At 38.2% G+C, this 19,155-nt stretch carries 14 protein-coding genes; 13 read left to right on the forward strand and 1 reads right to left on the reverse strand.

Features of this window, described 5'->3' with window-relative positions; genetic code table 11:
• Window positions 1-32: 32 nt before the first annotated feature.
• From D5281_RS26445 to D5281_RS01665, 8 genes are all read left to right on the forward strand, one after another.
• Window positions 33-1,940, forward strand: a complete 1,908-nt coding sequence (locus tag D5281_RS26445) for a WecB/TagA/CpsF family glycosyltransferase (protein ID WP_330584745.1) — start codon at window positions 33-35, stop codon at window positions 1,938-1,940.
• The gene (locus tag D5281_RS01635; protein ID WP_330584746.1) at window positions 1,927-3,195 is read left to right on the forward strand and encodes a glycosyltransferase; all 1,269 of its coding nucleotides are present in this window, start codon (window positions 1,927-1,929) and stop codon (window positions 3,193-3,195) included. The genes D5281_RS26445 and D5281_RS01635 overlap by 14 nt, the downstream gene beginning before the upstream one ends.
• A gap of 59 nt (window positions 3,196-3,254) precedes the next feature.
• On the forward strand, window positions 3,255-4,310 hold the full coding sequence (locus tag D5281_RS01640; protein WP_160558390.1) for an alpha-1,2-fucosyltransferase: 1,056 nt from the start codon (window positions 3,255-3,257) through the stop codon (window positions 4,308-4,310).
• 223 nt (window positions 4,311-4,533) lie between these two features.
• Complete coding sequence (locus D5281_RS01645) at window positions 4,534-5,550, forward strand: radical SAM protein (RefSeq protein WP_160558391.1); 1,017 nt, start codon at window positions 4,534-4,536, stop codon at window positions 5,548-5,550.
• Between the two features lie 443 nt (window positions 5,551-5,993).
• The gene (locus tag D5281_RS01650; protein ID WP_160558392.1) at window positions 5,994-7,322 is read left to right on the forward strand and encodes a hypothetical protein; all 1,329 of its coding nucleotides are present in this window, start codon (window positions 5,994-5,996) and stop codon (window positions 7,320-7,322) included.
• The gene (locus tag D5281_RS01655; RefSeq protein WP_160558393.1) at window positions 7,322-8,293 is read left to right on the forward strand and encodes an O-fucosyltransferase family protein; all 972 of its coding nucleotides are present in this window, start codon (window positions 7,322-7,324) and stop codon (window positions 8,291-8,293) included. The genes D5281_RS01650 and D5281_RS01655 overlap by 1 nt, the downstream gene beginning before the upstream one ends.
• A gap of 71 nt (window positions 8,294-8,364) precedes the next feature.
• A complete protein-coding gene (locus D5281_RS01660) occupies window positions 8,365-10,143 on the forward strand; it encodes an ABC transporter ATP-binding protein (RefSeq protein WP_277935110.1) in 1,779 nt (592 codons plus the stop codon).
• Window positions 10,124-11,128 carry a hypothetical protein gene (locus D5281_RS01665; protein WP_160558394.1) on the forward strand — a complete coding sequence of 335 codons (1,005 nt, stop codon included), beginning with the start codon at window positions 10,124-10,126 and terminating at the stop codon, window positions 11,126-11,128. The genes D5281_RS01660 and D5281_RS01665 overlap by 20 nt, the downstream gene beginning before the upstream one ends.
• Window positions 11,129-11,146: 18 nt before the next feature.
• Here D5281_RS01665 and D5281_RS01670 read toward each other — a convergent pair whose 3' ends face one another.
• Complete coding sequence (locus D5281_RS01670) at window positions 11,147-11,974, reverse strand: radical SAM/SPASM domain-containing protein (RefSeq protein ID WP_160558395.1); 828 nt, start codon at window positions 11,972-11,974, stop codon at window positions 11,147-11,149.
• Between the two features lie 166 nt (window positions 11,975-12,140).
• Here D5281_RS01670 and D5281_RS01675 point away from each other — a divergent pair, with 166 nt between their 5' ends.
• From D5281_RS01675 to D5281_RS01695, 5 genes are all read left to right on the forward strand, one after another.
• Complete coding sequence (locus D5281_RS01675; RefSeq protein ID WP_160558396.1) at window positions 12,141-14,195, forward strand: DUF2142 domain-containing protein; 2,055 nt, start codon at window positions 12,141-12,143, stop codon at window positions 14,193-14,195.
• A gap of 62 nt (window positions 14,196-14,257) precedes the next feature.
• Window positions 14,258-14,986, forward strand: coding sequence for a glycosyltransferase family 32 protein (locus D5281_RS01680; protein WP_160558397.1), 729 nt, complete (start codon window positions 14,258-14,260; stop codon window positions 14,984-14,986).
• Window positions 14,983-16,128, forward strand: coding sequence for a glycosyltransferase family 4 protein (locus tag D5281_RS01685; RefSeq protein ID WP_160558398.1), 1,146 nt, complete (start codon window positions 14,983-14,985; stop codon window positions 16,126-16,128). Before D5281_RS01680 ends, D5281_RS01685 begins: the two co-directional genes overlap by 4 nt.
• Window positions 16,118-17,665 (forward strand): O-antigen ligase family protein, encoded by a 1,548-nt coding sequence (locus D5281_RS01690; RefSeq protein WP_160558399.1) that lies wholly within the window; start codon window positions 16,118-16,120, stop codon window positions 17,663-17,665. Before D5281_RS01685 ends, D5281_RS01690 begins: the two co-directional genes overlap by 11 nt.
• Window positions 17,666-17,687: 22 nt before the next feature.
• A complete protein-coding gene (locus D5281_RS01695; protein ID WP_160558400.1) occupies window positions 17,688-19,151 on the forward strand; it encodes a glucosyltransferase domain-containing protein in 1,464 nt (487 codons plus the stop codon).
• The last annotated feature ends 4 nt before the right edge of the window (window positions 19,152-19,155 follow it).

Below are 19,155 nucleotides of genomic sequence, written 5' to 3' on the forward strand. Positions count from 1 at the left end.
CAGGTTTGTTTGCAGCATGCGAGGGTGCAGGTATGTTAAAAAAGTTAGACAGTTATAGGATTCTGGGCACAGACATTCATGTGACGAATATGAAGCAAACAGTTTTCTATGTCAAAGAAAATCTGGATACATTAAAAGGGCATTATGTGTGTATATCCAATGTGCATACTACGGTGATGGCATATAGAAATTTGGAATACCGCAATGTGCAAAATGGTGCGGCGTTAAATCTGCCGGATGGAAAGCCACTGTCTATTGTACAGAAGCTTTTTGGAATGAAACAGGCACAGAGAGTGCCTGGGCCAGATTTAATGCCTGAAATTTTTGCACTTTCTGAAAAAGAGGGCTATCGGCATTTTTTTTATGGAAGTAAGCCGGAAACCTTAAAAGCGCTAAAAAAAGAATTGCAGATGAAATTTCCAAAGCTGAAGATTGCTGGCATGTATTCGCCGCCATTCCGTCCATTGACGGAGGCAGAAGATGCGGAGATTATCGAGAAAATTAATAAAACCGAGGCAGATTTTATTTGGGTGGGCTTAGGGGCGCCGAAACAGGAAGAATGGATGGCAGCGCATGAGGGTAGAGTCTGCGGACTTATGTTTGGAGTAGGCGCAGGATTTGATTTTCATGCAGGAACAGTCAAAAGAGCGCCTAAGTGGATGCAGGAGTTATGTATGGAGTGGCTTTACCGCATTACTCAGGATCCCGTAAGATTATTGCCCAGATATTTAGATACAAATTTTTCTTTTTTATTTTTGATTATAAAAGAGCACATATTTAAAAGAGATGAAAAGAAAAACAGCAAAAGAAGAAAGAAGCCTTTGAAGATTGCCATGATCGGCCATAAGCGGATTCCCTCCAGAGAAGGAGGAGTGGAGATTGTTGTGGATGAGCTCTCCACAAGGCTGGTAAGACTAGGCTGCCAAGTGGATGCTTACAACAGATATGGTCGGCACACGGCTGGCCGGAGATTTGATGAACGGAGAGGAAGGTATTATAACGGTATAAGGTTAATTACGATCCCTACACCCAAAAGCAGTGCATTTAATGCAATCGTATATTCCTTTTTGGCATCCCTGCGCGCCCTGTTTGGACATTATGATGTGATACATTTTCATGCTGAGGGACCGTGCATTGTGATATGGATACCGAAGCTTTTTGGCATCCATGTGGTGGCTACGATACATGGGTTAGACTGGCAGAGGGCAAAGTGGGGAAATTTTGCTTCCGATATGTTGAAACTTGGGGAAAAGCTGGCGGCTAAGTATGCAGATGAGATTATCGTTCTTTCGCAGAACATGAAAGAATATTTTAAGGAGACATATGGGCGGGATACAATTTTAATCCCCAATGGAATTGATCGTCCAGCTATAAAAAAGGCGGATCTGATTCAAAAGGAGTATGGACTGGAAAGGGATGGGTATATTCTGTTTTTGGCTAGAATTGTGCCTGAAAAAGGACTGCATTATTTAATTGAGGCATTTAAAAAATTAGACACAGATAAAAAGTTAGTGATTGCAGGGGGCACCAGCCACAGCGATGAGTATGTGAAGAAGATTAAGGCAATGTCTGAAACAGATAAGAGGATTATAATGACTGATTTCATCCATGGACAATGCTTGGAAGAACTGTATTCTAACGCTTATTTGTATGTACTCCCAAGTGATGTGGAAGGGATGGCGCTTACCCTGCTCGAGGCGATGAGCTATGGAAATTGCTGTCTGGTCAGCGATATAAAAGAAAATACGGAGGTTACAGAAGGCTGTGCAGTGACATTCCAAAAGGGCAGCGTAAAGCAGCTTGGCATAAAATTGGATGAATTGCTTAAGGATTCCGGGAAGGTGCAAAGCTTTAAGGAGAGAAGCCAGGATTTTATCTGTCAAAAGTATAATTGGGATCAAGTAGTGAAGGAAACCTTAAGCTTGTATGAACAAAAATAGGAAAAATGCGGATACTAAGGAAATAGGAAGATTAAATAAATGGAGCAGGCTCATGAAGGTTTTGATGGTTAACAAATTTCTATATCCAAATGGAGGATCGGAAACTTATATTTTTCAAATTGGAAAACAGCTGGAAAAAATGGGGCATAAGGTGCAGTATTTTGGTATGGAAGATGACAGGCGGATTGTAGGAAATGAGGTTAATAGCTATACTTCCAATATAAATTTCCATACCGGAAAAATCAGCAGATTGTTATATCCTTTTAAGATTATTTATTCGGTGGAAGCAAGAAAAAAAATCAGGCTGGTACTGAACGATTTCGCGCCGGATGTGGTGCATTTAAATAATTTTAACTTTCAGCTGACACCTTCTATTATTTATGAGATAGAGAAATATCGCAGGCAAAGCGGGAAAAAGGTGCGGCTGGTTTTTACGGCCCATGATTTTCAATTGCTCTGCCCCAATCATATGCTGAGGATCCCGTTTTCTAATCAAAATTGCGAGAAATGTTTAGAAGGAAATTTGAGACAGTGCACCAAAAATAAATGTATTCATAATTCTCTGGTAAAAAGTCTGCTGGGGGAGTGGGAGGGAAAACTGTACCGTAAATTGAAGACATACCGATATCTGGATACGATTATTTGTCCATCCTATTTTATGGAAAAGAAATTTCTTACGAATTCTCTGTATAAAGGGAAAACGATGGTAATGCATAATTTTGTGGATGCATCAAGGGCGGAGATACCAGATAAGAAGGGTTATGTGCTTTATTTCGGCCGTTATTCGGAAGAAAAAGGAATCCGTACTTTGGTAAGTGTATGCAAGAGACTGCCGGAGATTCCGTTTGTGTTTGCAGGGAGTGGTCCATTAGAAAATGAAATGAATCAGGTAGATAATATCAAAAATGCAGGATTTTTAAAAGGCGCAGCACTACGCAAGGTAATAGAAGAAGCAGATTTTAGTGTTTATCCGTCAGAATGGTATGAGAATTGTCCTTTTTCAGTGATGGAATCAATTGCTTACGGGACTCCTGTGCTGGGGGCGGATATTGGAGGAATACCAGAGCTGATACGCGTGGGAGAAACCGGAGAGCTTTTTAAAAGCGGTGATGGGGATGATTTATATCGGAAAATGAAAAAAATGTGGGATAATAAAAAAATTTCACAAGACTATTCGGAGAAATGTAGAGAGAAAAATTTTGATACCGTACAGGAATACTGTGAAAAATTGATTTGGCTATATCAAAAGAATTAGATTGAATTAATGATGAAACAAATTTGTTTTATGAATGGCCAAGATACAGGAGAAAAGGGATGAGGGTAGTGCACATGGATTCCGGTTTAGGGAATCAAATGTTAGATTATGCAGAGTATTTGGCAATTTGTTCACAAAACCAAGATGAGGAATGTTATTTAGAAAATCTTATTTATGAGATTCCACATAAGGACGGAATGTTTTCTATGTGGAATGGTTATGAATTGAAAAGAATATTTGGCATTGAACCACCTAATATAAAGCAATTATTTGATGCAAAGGCTTGGAAAAGAATACTTCAGAGAGTTGAAGATAGTCAGTTCTGGAAAGAGAACTGGAACTATGCGCCTCATATCATTAAGGCGTTGGAAGAAGAAGGAGTGTATCTTACTAATTATGGAAAAAAGATAGAAGCGCCTTCTAAGAAGCCTATGACTTTAAAAAGAAAAATCAGACTGTTCATGACACGTTTTTTTCAGACAAGAATTGGTTATCATATAAAAAGACATATGCGGAAATTGTTGGCAGGTCGTTTGATAAGCAAAGCCAATGAAAATTACCATATTTTTAGAAAATATCCCTCCAATGCATATACAGGACATTCTTTTGCTTTTAAATATAAAGGATTTGGAATAGAGTGTATTGATCCTATGGTGCGCGAGGCTTTTTCTTTTCCTGCAATTGAGGACGAAAAGAACAAGGAAATGATGAAATTGATTCGAGGATGTAATGCAGTGTCTATTCATGCGAGAAGGAGCGATCTTCTATTTGTGAACGGATATTGTTATAAATTTGGTTTTTTTAAACGTTCCGTTCGATATATAAAAAAACATGTGGATAATCCGGTCTTTATTTTCTTTACAGATGAAAAAAGCGTGGGATGGTGTGAGGAAAATGAAAAGATTTTTGGATTGAATTTTAAGAAGGATAAAGTATATTTTGTGGATTGGAATAGAGGGGAAGATAGTTTTCGGGATATGCAGCTTATGGCGGAGTGTAAGCATAATATCTTTACGGAGAGCACATTCGGCTTTTGGGGGGCGTATTTAAACAGCAACCCCAATAAGATAACCTGCGCACCTGACCCGATGATATTAGCGACCCATTCCTTTTAAGATAGTAAAGAAAAGATGAGAGCAGATGGTTACAGTGTTTCACACATGGACCAGAGATGTACATTAATAAAAAGTTGGAATTTGTAATAATAGATGATATAATGAGCGTTAGCAAGAATGAGCTTACTTATTTGGAGAGCGGCGAATGGCGTACATGAATCTCCGATTCATGACATGTTAAGTTGGCAAAAATTTTTATAAAAACGAGAAGAGGTTAGAAGGCATGGCGAAAAGAACTCTTTATGGAACTGTAATCGTCACATATAGGTGTAATGCCAGGTGTAATATGTGCGATTGCTTTAAGGATCCTTCAAAACCCAGTGAAGAAATTACGCTTGAAGATATTAAAAAGCTGCCTGAAATGGCGTTTACAAATATTACGGGCGGGGAGCCCTTTGTGAGGCAGGATATTCCCCAGATTGTGGAGGAGCTATATAAAAAATCAGACAGAATTGTAATTTCTACAAATGGATATTTTACAGACAGGATTATTGCCTTATGTAAACAATTTCCCAAGGTAGGGATTAGGATCAGTATAGAAGGACTGCAGGAGACGAATGATAAGATCAGAGGAATTCCGGACGGATATAATAGAGGGTATGATACGCTGAGGACTCTGGTTGAGATGGGGCATCCTGATGTGGGGTTTGGAATGACGGTTCAGGATATGAATTGTGAGGATTTAGTGCCGCTTTATCATATTGCCAATGATATGGGCATGGAATTTGCAACGGCTGCGCTTCATAATTCTTTTTATTTTAGAAAGACAGATAACAAAATTGATGATAAATTAAAGGTTGCACGTAATTTTGAAAAGCTGATCAATGAGCTTTTGCGTAGCAACTCACCTAAAAAATGGTTCAGGGCTTACTTTAACCATGGGTTGATCAATTATATTTATGGAAATAAACGACTTCTTCCCTGTGATATGTCACGAAATGCCTTTTTCATAGACCCGTTCTGTGATGTGATTCCCTGCAATGGCATGGCTCAAAAGGCAGTGATGGGAAATCTAAGGGAGCAAAGCTGGGGCGAATTGTGGAATTCTGACAAGGCGCAGAAGGTCAGGGAATGTACAAAGAAATGCGACCGAAATTGTTGGATGATTGGAAGCGCATCCCCTGCCATGCATAAGTATATCTGGGTACCCGGCTGGTGGGTTGTAAAGCATAAGTTCTTCAAGCGCGGCAAATACAGTTTAAAAGAAAACAAATTTATTGAATTACAAAATAAAAACTAAAAATTGTATGTTAGGATATGGTATAAGGGAAAATGAAGTTTGGTAAGAACATCATACAAATTTCATATAATCTATTGCCTGCATTGATTTTAGGGATATGCAGTATATGCTTATTGATAAGAAGTTTTTACAGCTTTAGCTGGTCAGATGAGAGCTTTTACCTGACGGTTGTACATCGGTTTTGGCTGGGTGAAAGGATTCTTGTAGATGAGTGGTTTTTTGCGCAGGTGTGGGGACCTTTGCGGCTCCCGTTGTACGCTTTATATCGTCTGGTAACAGGAGGCAATGAGGGAGTATACTTATATTTTAGATTATTATATTGGGGAATATCTACATTTACCGCGTGGTGTACCTACAATACGCTTCAAAAACAAAATTCCCGCACTGCGAGTTTATTATGCGCTTTAGTTTATTTTTTATATTCCAGGGCGAATATAGGCGGTATGTCATATTATAATATGACATTAACTTGGGTTTTACTTGGAATATTGCTCTTTTATGAACAGGTTTGTGAGAAAAAGGCAAGAAAAAGAAAACTGTATGTGACAGGGATTTTGCTGGCATTCGCAGTGGGAAATACACCCTATTTAGCATTGCTTTATGTAATACTAGGTATATATCTCTTGGTCAGGAACAGATACCGTTTTTTGAGATATGAGATTATGTCGGTAATAGCCGGAACAGCTACTGTGGCAGTTGCCTATGTAGGATACATTCTATATAAAAGTCCATTAAATGAAATTATATTAAGTATACCCCATATTCTAAATGAACCGGAAATGCAACATGCAAAGCATATTAACTTAATTACAGTGGTGCCGATTATACTCATAAGAATTATATGGAGATATAAATGGACTATTTGGATTTCAGGGTTGCTTATGATATATATCCGGCATAAAAAAAGGAGATGTCTTTTATTTACCAGGAAGGAAATTAATTTTCTGCTGGGAATTGATTTAGTAGTTTTTGCTTGTAATTTTTTTCTTTCCCGAAATATGCTGGGCTGTATCAATATAGCAGGTGTATTATTTGCAATGCCAATCATAAGTATTTTTCAGAGATGGAAAGATCTGAATAAGAATGTGGTAAGAGTGTTTGGAACGGCAGGGATTAGCCTGACGCTGGCTTTTTCACTTTCTTCTGATACCGGATTGGATGCAATGGCGATAGGGTTCGTGGTTATCAACATGGGCGCGATTTTGCTTGTATTCCATCTGGACGAATTACAAAAGAAAAAGATTGTATCGGGAATCGTATTGTCAGTCTATTGTGTGATGATTTTTCAAACAGCATTCCTGAGGTTTTTCAGTGTTTATAGAGATGCCCCTTTTAGCCAGCTGGACACACAGATTACATCAGGCGTAGGTAAATATCTTTTCACTACGCAAGAACATGCCAAACAGTACAACAATGTAAAAACAGCTATAGACACGTATGTACGTGAAAATGATCAAGTGCTGTATTCTCAAAATTGTTTTTGGGGGTATCTATGTACCGATAATGCTTACGGAACACCTTCCTCCTGGCGAATGCCATTTAATAGTCCCAGGCTGAAGGAATATTATGAGGTGAGACCTGAAAAAATACCTACATGTATTTTTGTATTAAACCCAGCATATGGAAATTTCGAATCTGATCTGATACAGGGAGAGGAAAGAGCAGAATTGCCTAATGCAAATAAAATAGAAGGTTATCTGGCTGACTATATTGCTCAGAATGATTATGAAAAGATTGAGCTGGAATGCGCAACAATATTCAGGAGAAAATAATGAGGGAAGATAGTGGTTTTAGATTTGAGTTAAAACAACAAATTCAAAAAATTCCATTTATCAATGAACCATATACTAAGTGGAAATGGCGCGAAAGAAAAGTTTCATATGGAAAAGAAAATCCGGATAAAATATTTTTCATAATTCGACGCGCTTCCTGTAAGGTGGGGCTATTTTCTCATGTAATGACTAATATGGGACTGGTAGACTATGCGGTAAGAAAAGGTTATATTCCTGTGATAGATATGCAAAATACAGGAAATACATATTTAGAACCGGCACAAGTGGGTAAGATAAATGCATGGGAATTTTATTTTAAGCAGCCTATGGGATATGGGCTTATGGACATAGCAAACAGCAAAAATATTATATTAAGTGACGGTATGATTACCCGAAAAAATGATTATCCTGATATTCATTTGGTAGATGAAAGGGAAAAGCTATTACGCTGGAGAGAAGTCTTTCGGAATTATTTTGCAATTGAGGATAGTTTATTAGCTGAATTTCAGATTGAGAGAAAAAAGTTATTTGAAAATAAGAGAGTTTTGGGGGTTCTAGCGAGAGGAACAGATTACGTTAATTTAAGGCCCCATAATCATCCGGTGCAGCCAACGGCCATGCAGGTGGCTGAAAAGGTGAGAAAAGTGATGGACAAATATTCGTGTACATATATTTTTCTCGCAACGGAAGATAAAGCAATATATGATGTTATGAAAACTCAATTTGGCGACAAGCTATTGACTGTAGAGACTACAAGATATATTACGTCCGGTAAAGAGAATATTAACGACATGCATAGTGATAGAAATGAGGACAAATATCTTAAAGGCAAAGAATATTTGGTGTCAGTATGGTTGCTTTCTAAATGTAATTGTCTGGTTGCCGGCAATGTAGGTGGGACACATGGCGCGTTACTTATGAGTCCAGGGTATGAGTATAGTTATATATTTGATTTAGGTTTGTACCCGTAGCTGCAAAGGAGCGAAATGGGAGTTAGTGTGTATTTTGTAAGTGTAGCTTGTGACATGCGAGGAGTATAACGATGAAACGAATGAAAGGATTTATAGGACAGGTAAATTATATATTTTCCAAAGAACAGAAGATTAGATTTTTCTTTCTGTTGGTGGCAATCGTGATAACTACTTTTTTGGAACTGCTTAGCGTTACCGCAGTTATGCCGCTAGTCAACGTGATGATGGACCCTCAAATAATAATGAGAACAGATTATCTATGGTGGGCTTATTGTACATTTGGTTTCCAGAATACGAATCAGTTCCTTGCCTTTCTTGGGGGAATATTAATTGTGGTTTATATATTAAAAAATATATGTGTTTCTGTTATGTATCAATTACAGTATAAATTTACCTTCAGTAATCAGAAAAAATTAGCGTCAAAAATGATGGGATGCTATATGAAGCAGCCTTACTATTTCCATTTATCTCACAGTAGCGCTGAGCTGATTAGAAGTATTAATACGGATGTGGCTATGATGTTTCAAGGGGTTTTATCTATCTTGCAATTGATCGCGGAGGTATTAGTCTGTATTGTATTGGGAGTCTTTTTAATTGTTAAGGATAAAAGTATTACCATCGGCGTGTGTCTGTTTATGATAATCTTTTTGGTGTTCTTTGCAAAGAAATTTAAAAGATATCTGGCACGGATAGGCGAGGAGGACCGGATGTACAGCGCTGGTATTGTAAAATGGCTGCAACAGTCTTTTGGTGGTATGAAGGAGACGAAAATTCTTGGTCGGGAGGGCTTTTTCCTGAACAGATTCAATTCGGAATATCAAAATTGGGCGGAGAGAGAACAAATTTATCGTTATCTGCAGGTGGCTCCAAGACCAATCATGGAAGCTGTCTGTATCACAGCGTTGATGACAGTGGTGATTGTTAAACTATTAAACGGTACGAATAGTTCTTATTTTATAACAACAATTTCTGTTTTTGCGATTGCAGCTTTCCGGTTATTGCCTTCCTTTAACAGGATTGCTAATTATATGAGTGTGATTATGTTTAATATGCCGGCATTTGAGGCAGTGTATGGCGATTTAAAAGAAATTGAAAAAGTGAAGGAGCATGAAACAGGGAAGAATACTGCTTTAGAGGCTCTGCCCCTTCAGAATGAGATTAAAGTAGATGATCTGTCTTTTAAATATCCGACAGGTACAGATTATGTACTGGAACATATTAATCTGACAATAGGAAAGAAGCAGTCGGTTGCATTCATTGGACCCTCAGGAGCAGGAAAAACAACGCTGGCAGACTTGATTTTGGGTGCTTTAACACCTACATCAGGAACAATACGAATAGATGAAACAGATGCTTTCCGGCATTTATCCGCATGGCAGAGAAATGTAGGATATATTCCGCAGAATATTTATTTGCTTGATGATACAATCAGAAATAATATTTTATATGGAGCAGTGGGAGAAGCGGATAATGATGCAAAATTATGGAAGGCGATTGAAAAAGCACAGCTCAAAGAATTTATAGAAAGCCTGGGTGATGGATTAGACACCGAAGTAGGAGAAAGCGGTGTCAGATTATCAGGCGGGCAGAGGCAGAGAATCGGAATTGCAAGGGCACTGTATAATGACCCTGAAGTGTTGGTGCTGGATGAAGCAACGTCAGCGTTGGATAACGATACGGAAGCAGCTGTAATGGAGGCTATTGAAACGCTGACCGGAAGCAAGACAATCATTATCATCGCCCACAGACTATCTACTATAAAAAATTGTGATATGGTTTATGAAATCAATCATAAAGAAGCGAAAATACAGCATTTAAGGAGTAATGAACATGAATCTGATGGAGATTGATGATAAGGAATGGCGGCGGTATGAAAAAAAATGGGATTGGAGAGATTTTTACTTTCATAAAGTATTAAGAAGACATATATTTGAGAAATATTTCCACTGTGATATTGTAATGCCTTATTATGCTCATAGATGGGTAATGGGGAAAGAGAAGACAAATCGCTGGATTGCGGATAAAATAAAATCCGGAATTCCATTTATGGTGGCTCGATTTGGAAATACGGAGCTGCAGACAGTAATCAGAATTTTAGAAAGGAATTTGGAGAACAGAGGCGCTGAGACAGATGCCGAATTTCGTAAATGGTTTGGCAGACTGAGGGAATGGAGCGGTTTTTTCCCAAATGATGAAAAGCTGGCAGGAGATTTTGCCAAACTGCTATTGGAGACATGCCAACAGACAGATTTATTGGCTATGTGGCATTGCCATATGGAAGATTATGTTATTGATAAATATATGGGGGATGTGGAACTAACTTACTTAACCCGGCTTGAACCATGGCGGGCTAAAAGGCCATGGTCTGCGGCACTCAAAGGGAAAAAAGTGCTGGTTATTCACCCTTTTGAGGATTCCATCCATAAGCAGTATAAAAAAAGAGAACGGTTATTTAAGAATAAAAATGTATTGCCCGAATTTGAATTAAAAACATTAAAAGCGGTACAAACCATAGCCGGAGAGCAGGATAACCGCTTTTCTTCCTGGTTTGAAGCGCTGGATTATATGTATCAGGAAGCATTAAAAATTAATTTTGATATTGCGATTATAGGCTGCGGCGCTTATGGTATGCCGTTAGCCGCCAAATTAAAAATGGCTGGCAAACAGGCAATCCATATGGGGGGAGCTACCCAATTGCTTTTTGGTATTAAAGGAAAACGCTGGGTGGACAGCCCCACGGTAAAATTGGATTTTAATGAGGCATGGGATTATCCAATGGATCATGAGATGCCTTCAAATTTCAAAACAGTCGAAGGAGGGTGCTATTGGAAATAGTAATGCCCAGATGTTTTATCAGGGAACTGTTGTTGTATCGCAGTTTTTACACAATTTCAAATTTTTACGCCTGTTTTTGAGCATTTCCTGACGGATTTGCTCATAGTTGGTAGAATTCCATATATCAATTATTTTGTCTTGGGAGATGTCCCCCAAAGTATATTTTCCTAAAGCATCGTTGCAGCATAAGCTGACTTTGCCCGTTGGCCGGATAACCATCATTCTGAAGGGGAGAAGACATAATTCGTTAATTCCTTCAGTACCTTTCTTATTAGGTGCCTGTCCGCCTCTGGAGGTCCGCACCTGGTCCTGAGGCCGGACAACAAAATTGACTTTGTCCTGAAGATCTTTATGCTTCTGCAGATAGGCGAATATTTCTTTTAAATTGGGAAGAACTTCTAAATCATCATTATAATTATCTATGACCATGTAATCCAGATAATTTACGATTTCCTTAAAATCATTTAATTTCATCAGGGTTCCGTTTGTGAATATACTTAACCTTGCAGATGGAAGATTATTTCTGGCATATTTATAAAAATCTATTATCCGATCGTCCAGGAATGGTTCATTATTTGAAAAAATGGATAATGTTCCGCTATAATTCATATCCTTTAGTTCTGCTATTATTTTATAAAACAACTCTGTGGACATTTTGGCATATTCCCTTTGAGGCTCATTAGCGTTTACAGGACAGAAAGAACACTTGCCATTGCATCTGTTCACTGTTTCTATTTCAATTTCCCTGATTTTTAAAGAGCCTTCCTGCTCTAATTTGTTTATATAAGAAATATTTCTTTTGTCCTCAAAATATATTCGGCACCACTTTTTTAAACGGTTTATCATTTTATGCCTCCTTAATATACTCTTGGTATACCGCTATGCAGTTTGCTTACATTGAATTTAGGCTTGTATTATGCCAATCATCCACGTATAATGAATTAGTATACCTAAAATAAGAATAGAACGCAATATAGTTTTTTGTGCTCAATTATCTAAATACAGTGTTAGAATGGTTTTAGAGAATGTGGAGAAGTTATGGAAAATCAGGAAAATAGCAAAGGGCGCAGGGATGGAGTTTGTAAAAAAATATATAAAAGTTATTATATTAGTTGTCATATTTTTTATGTTATTAGCTTTGGCATCAATCATTCTTTGGCGTAAAGTACCGGAATATGGAACTTTTATAGCAAATAGAAGTGAGGAACAGATCATTCCCGACATGTGGGAGGGCACTACAGTTGAGCAGGAGTTTGTCTGTTCTTACGACTGGGAGTTTATAACATTGGATTTTTCAGATCATGATCTGTATCTTAATGGTAAGACGGCTTTTCAGATAACACAGCAATGGGATGGAACAATTGTTTTTTCCGGAGAAATTGAAAACAGAAATATTAAATATGCCGTACCTGTAAAGTTATATGCAGAGGGCGGAGGAAAAGCAGATAAATGTTATGTAGTGACTATATCAACGCTTGAAGCGCCGGATAGCAGGAGCCTGGGACTATATGGCTATGTTCCGGATGCAGGAGAACCGGCCTGTAGGATTAATAATGAAGTAGTGGAATATGCCGTCAGCATTGGGACGCACATGTCTACGCCATGTTATAAAATACATTTTATGCTGGTTGTGGGTCTTCTGGCATTCATGTTCCTCTCTTGCGTTTTTTTTACTATGTTGAGAAAAGGCAGTGTGGAGACAATATTTCTTTGCATTGCGGTTCCGATGGGTATTATTTTTCTTTCTTTTTTAAACGTAAATATTGTACATGATGGAGGAACACATCTTACGAATGTTTATAAATATTCTAATAAGCTAATAGGAAAAGCAGGCCAGGACAGTTTGGAGTATGTATATTTGTCAACGGATGAGATGGAATTGCGTAAAGAAACAGACAATTTTTATATTCTTATGAGAAAGCTGGGCGATGGGAACGAGAAAGATGCAAAGTGGCAGCCGTATTTGGAAAACCGTCCCACCGCAAGCGATAGTATATTGGAATATTTTCCAGGGGTTCTGGGTATTACACTGGGGAGAATTTTGCATTTAAATGCTATGGGAAGTGTATTATTGGCCAAGCTGTTTTGCCTTTCTTTCTATATTATCGTTTGCTGTCTGGCTATCCGTGTCACCCCATTCCTAAAAGAGGGATTTGCAGTGGCGGCACTGATTCCTATGAATCTTTATCAGGCGGCCGGAATCACATATGATGCGGTAATTACGCCCATTGTTTATTTTGTGTTGGCCATTGTTTTAAAAGGGAAAGAAAGCAAAATCGGGAAAAAAGAATGGGCGGGACTTCTGCTGTCGAGTATGATTCTTGGAAGCTGTAAAGGGGGCATATATATTCCCATACTGCTCTTGATGGTATTCATGCATAGTGAATTAAACGGAGGGAAAAGATTTAAAATCGGAGCATGTCTGACCTGCTGGCTGTTAGCGGGAGCTACTATGCTGTTTCATTTTAAAAGAGAAATCAGCTCCTTTTTTTACCGTACGGAAGCAAAAACCCAGATATTGTTTGCTTCCGGAGCCGCCGAAAATATGTCATGGGTAACAGACGGTCAGATTCCGAAATTTAGTTTACGATATTTGCTTACAAATCCCTTTGGTTTTGTTCAAATGCTTGTCAGAACAATCATGAAAAGAGCAGATTATTATTTAGGCAGTATGATAGGAAATAGAATGGCATGGACCGAAGATGAAACCAGCTGGGTAATTATAATTTTTTTTCTGATGATTTTAGTACTTGCAACAGCTTGGAATACAAGGGAACAAGTAAAGGAAATAAAGCCCGGTGAGAGGGTTTTAACGGGCTTACTGCTGATGGGGGAATTTGTTGGGTTTCATGCGATTATGCTGGTAGAAACACAGGCCAATCAGAACGTAATATTCGGAGTACAGGGGAGATATTTTTTGCCGCTGCTTCCCCTGCTGATGTTTACGCTTTTTAGCAAAAACAGGATGAAAACGGATTTGGAAGCTGGCAGGGAATTCAGATTGTTGTCCTTGGCGGAGACAATGTATATTTTCAGCTTTATGACGATTGTTTATAACCGATTATAAACAATGGTAATTCAAGGAACTGAAAAGCGGTAATAGACGAAAGTAAATTATGAGGAAAATGAATGATACCACAAAAAATACATTATTGCTGGTTTGGAAATAATAAAAAGCCTAAACTTATACAAAAGTGCATTGCCTCATGGAAAAGATACCTTCCCGGCTGGGAGATTATTGAGTGGAATGAGTCCAATTATGATGTTAGGAAGAATGGCTATATAGCAGAGGCATATCGGATGAAGAAGTGGGCCTTTGTAGTGGATTTTGCCAGATTTGATATTTTAAACCGGTATGGCGGCATTTTTTTAGATACGGATGTAGAACTGCTGAAACCAATTCCGGAGAAACTGCTGGAATATGAAGCATTTACAGGTTTTGAAAGCGAGGGGAAAATAGCACCCGGATTGATTTATGCTTCGGTGGCAGGTCACAAAATGCTTAAACAGTTGATTGAGGAGTATGAAAAAAAGGAATTTGGACAGAAAATAGATGGCCGCATGGAAAATATTGTTGATATTGTTACCGGAGTCCTTGAAAGACAAGGACTGCAGAGAAATAATGCTTTTCAAATTATAAATGGGGTGGCAGTTTTCCCCAGTGAATTTTTTTGCTGTTTTGACCATGAAACGCAATCTTTTGCAATTACGTCCGATACAATATCTATCCATCATTATTTTGCGAGCTGGTCTCCCTGGTATCGGCGATTCTATTTCAAGTGTATTAAAATAGCGGCAAAGGTATTGGGAAAAGAACGGTATCTTAGATGGAAAAGAAGGATTAAAAACAGATTATGAAGATTTTAATTGTGCGGACCTTCCCGGATAAGTTAGATTTGGAGAGTTATAACGTGCAGGAGATTGGCTTGGCAAAAGCGCTTGTGGTACGGGGAAATCAATGTGACATTGTTCTTTACAATGGCAGGGAAGGCGATAAGAAAGAAAAGTATGCTTTTCAAAAGGACGGGAAAGAATATGCTTTTTGGATTTATTGGATGAAGGGGATTGCCTTGCTGAAAAATGGTTTTATGCCATCAACTAAGCAAATCCTCAATCAATATGATGTGATACAGGTACACGAGTATGACCAGATCATGAGCTGGCAGCTTTATACCGGAAGAAAGAAGCCGGTAGTAATTTATCATGGCCCATACTATCATCCCTATGCGCGTGGATACAATTTACGATGTAGAATTTTTGACGGATTGTTTCTCCATAGGAGAAAGTATCAGGATGTATGGGCGGTTACCAAAAGCAGGATGGCGGAAGAATTTCTACAGAGAAAGGGATTTAAAAGAACATTGCCATTGGGTGTGGGTATCAATCCGGATAATTTTCCCTCTTATGAATTTCAAAAGAGCAACAGGCCGCAGATTTTGTATGTAGGGAAAATAGAAGACAGGAGAAATGTATACTTTTTAGTGGAAGTATATAAACGGCTGCGGGGCAGGATAAAAGGGTTACAGTTAGTTTTAATAGGAAATGGGGAAGAAAAATATAAAACATCTTTTTTAAACTTTATTAAGAATGAACTTGAAAGAGGAGATATTGTTTATCAGGAAAAAATATCGCAAAGAGAGCTGCCTAAGGTTTATAGAGCAGCAGAGGTATTTATATTTACAAGTAATTATGAGATATTTGGTATGGTGCTTCTTGAAGCTATGTATTTTGAACTTCCCATTGTCAGCAGTATGAATGGTGGTGCAAGTATGCTGATTGAAAATGGGGAAAACGGGTATATCGTGGAAAAATTTGTGACGGAAGAATGGGAAAAAAAGATAGAAAGTATATTGACGGATAAAAAAAAGCGGAAACTTATGGGCGAAAAAGGCAGGACAAAAGTCCTTGAGAATTTTACATGGAATTGTCTTGCGGAAAAATTTGAAGGTGTTTACAGGCAGGCAATAGATGATTTTGGAAGGGATAAGGATGGAGGATAATAAAGTACAGGTTTCCTTAGAGGAACTGCTGTATTATATATTATTTGCTGTTATTTTGTTCACAAAAGGCGTTGGACTGGATGAAGGTTCACTTTTATTTCGCGGCTGCCTCATGCTGGGAGTTTTGCTGCTGGCATGCAAATTTCTTGTGGGACAGTATAGTATGGCAGAAATTATTATAGCGGGGGTATTGGGGATATGGGGCGCCTTTACATTTAAAGTGACAGGTTCTCTTGGTATGTTTATTTATGTGGTTCTGGCGATTGGAATGAAAAATGTGTCCGTGAAAAGGATTTTTGTTGTGGGAACTACCGTATGGAGTATATGTATGTTCTACTCTGTGACCGCTGCCGTTTTCTGGGGAAGAACAGGGGTAAGGCGGGTAGATGAAAAATTTGGCATGGGGCCGGTTCTTAGGGAAAGCTTAGGGTATACGCATCCTAATGTACTGCATATCACATATGTTTTGTTAATGGTTTTTGCTTTATATTTGTGTATCAATCATAAAAAGAAAATATTTTATACAGTATGTTTATTGCTGTTAGGTAATCTATATGTATTTATGTATTCTTTTAGCTCAACCGGGGTGCTGACATCGGCTGTTTTATTCATATTATTTTTTTATTTTTATAAGAGAAGAAAATTTAGTTTATGGGAAACGGGGATTATCCAGGGATTACCGATTGTATGCGTCATTATTTCGATAGTCTTTCCTATGGCATTGGGGAATGGCATACTATTTGAAATCGTAAATAAGATATTTAATAGCCGCCTATGGGCAATCAAAGTTTTTTTTGCTTTATATGACATTTCCCTATTTGGAGGCGGTAACGAGGGGATTGATTTTTCACTTGATAATTCATATGTATATGCCATTAACGAATACGGTGTTATTCCATTTATTATGCTGACAGCAGCATATGTTTTATTGCTGAGATATTGCATCAAAAAAAATCTGCGAATGGAGCTTGCCGTTATCTGTACCTTTCTGTTTGCCGGAATTTCAGAACCGTTTTTATTTAATGCATCTATTAAAAACATTACATTCATATTCTTAGGGGAATTTCTGTATAGAGTGATTGAAAATGAAAAGTGTGTGTTTAAACTTCTTTCAAGGTATAATAAATGTTTTTTGTTTTCGTGTGATTTTGGGATTAAGTTAAAGAAACGATTAAGTAGCACAAGATGGAAGATGGTTGCCGGTGTGGCTTTAACAGCGGGAATTTTATCTTTTTTGCTTTTGTTTCCCAAGGATGTGATTGGAATAAATCAGGTTTATGTTGATGAGAAATTATGCGATGCGGCCAGGGATACTGTGCGGTTGACCGAATTCCCTGCTGTGGATGGAACTATGTATATAGAAAACGCATCGAAAGATATAAATTATTATTATTTTACACATGAGAACAGTCAGCTGATTGAGCTTATGGACCTGCGGTTTAAGATTAGTTTAAGCGTATATATAGCAGTTGCAGTCGGGATATTATACATGTGTGGAAGGAAGACTTTCAATCAAAAATTTCGGACAGAAAAATAAATATCTAAAGGAAGGTTTCGTTATGCAAGGTAAGAAATATACAGAAGAACTGATAAGGGTGGGAATTAATTTTTCGCTGCTTTTGGTTTTTTGGGGCGGGATGCTTCGAAAAAATTTTAATTCCGATACCATTTATCATATGCTTTCCGGAGATGCAGATATTTTTTCCCGAATAGAGGTGGGACGTTATGTGGTTGCTTTTTTTGATTATATTCTGTTAAAGCTGGGGGTCAGAGTAACAGATAATCTGAGTATCAGTATGCTTGTGGCCTTTTTCATGTTCTTAGGGGCTATGATAGTGATTCAAAAGACATTCAGCAGATGGGAGCCTGAGGAGCTTGCAGGGAAAATAGGCTATAATTTTGTTTTGGTATTGGTTTTCTTTAATGTGCTTTTTGCGGAAGTTCTGATGTTTGGCGAATACAGCATTTACTTTGGACTGGGGTATTTACTGGCAGCAGCAGGTGTAAAAAGATATGCGGACAGGAAATATGCCTCTATGCTTCTGCTGTTTGCAATGGCTGTGTGTACCTATCAGTTTACAATGATCTATGCGGCAATACTTGTAACTGTGTATGGGTGTCTGGAGCATGATGAAAAGTTATCCATGGAAGCGGTTAAAAGAGAACTAATCGGAATAGTCGCTGCTATGGGAATGGGAGCGGCCAATTATATCAGTATCAAGATTTTGGAGAAGGCAGGAATTGTCAGGGCTTTTGGCAAGCATGCGGGTACAGGAAATATAGGTAAGAAGGCGTTGGCAATGACAGAGAGTTTTATTGAGCTTCACAAAAACAGTCTGGGTATACTACCTAATTTGTGGATTCCATTTCTTTTTACGCTTGGAGTGACGGTGTTGCTTATATATAGCTGCGTGAAAAGACAAGTGGTTAAAAAGCTTCTTTTTATAGTGATTGCCTTTGTGGGGAGTTTATTGCTGCTCTATGTGATACCGGTATTGCAGGAAACCTTTTCGTTTCCGCCGAGAATGGCATTTTGCTTTTATCTGGTGCAGGGCCTGCTGGCGGTTACCGCATATGTAGTGTGTTTGGATAAGGTGAGATGGCTGCTCTCACTGGGTTGTATTGGGTATATGCTGGTACAATTGCTATTTTGTGATTTTGTGGTAACGAACCGATTCGTCAGCAACACGCTGGATGAGGTGTACGTGAGCATGATGTACCAGAAGGTGCTGAAATATGAGAAGGAGACAGGAACTGAGGTAACCAAAATATGTGTTGTGAAAGACGCATATGCCCCTGACCATTATGAGGAAGTAAACTATGGGGCACATCAAATTAACGAGAGAGTATTAGGAACCACAACCATTTCATTCATAGAGCATGTAACCGGACGGCATTTTAAAAAAGTAAAGTGCGATGAAGAAATATACGATCAATATTTTAAGGATAAGGATTGGAATTATCTTGATTTGTCAGAGCAGTTGATTTTTCAAGGAGATACTGTATATTGGTGCATATTTTAAGGGA

It is taken from the genome of Parablautia muri, assembly GCF_009917485.1.
GTDB classification, from domain to species: domain Bacteria; phylum Bacillota; class Clostridia; order Lachnospirales; family Lachnospiraceae; genus Suilimivivens; species Suilimivivens muri.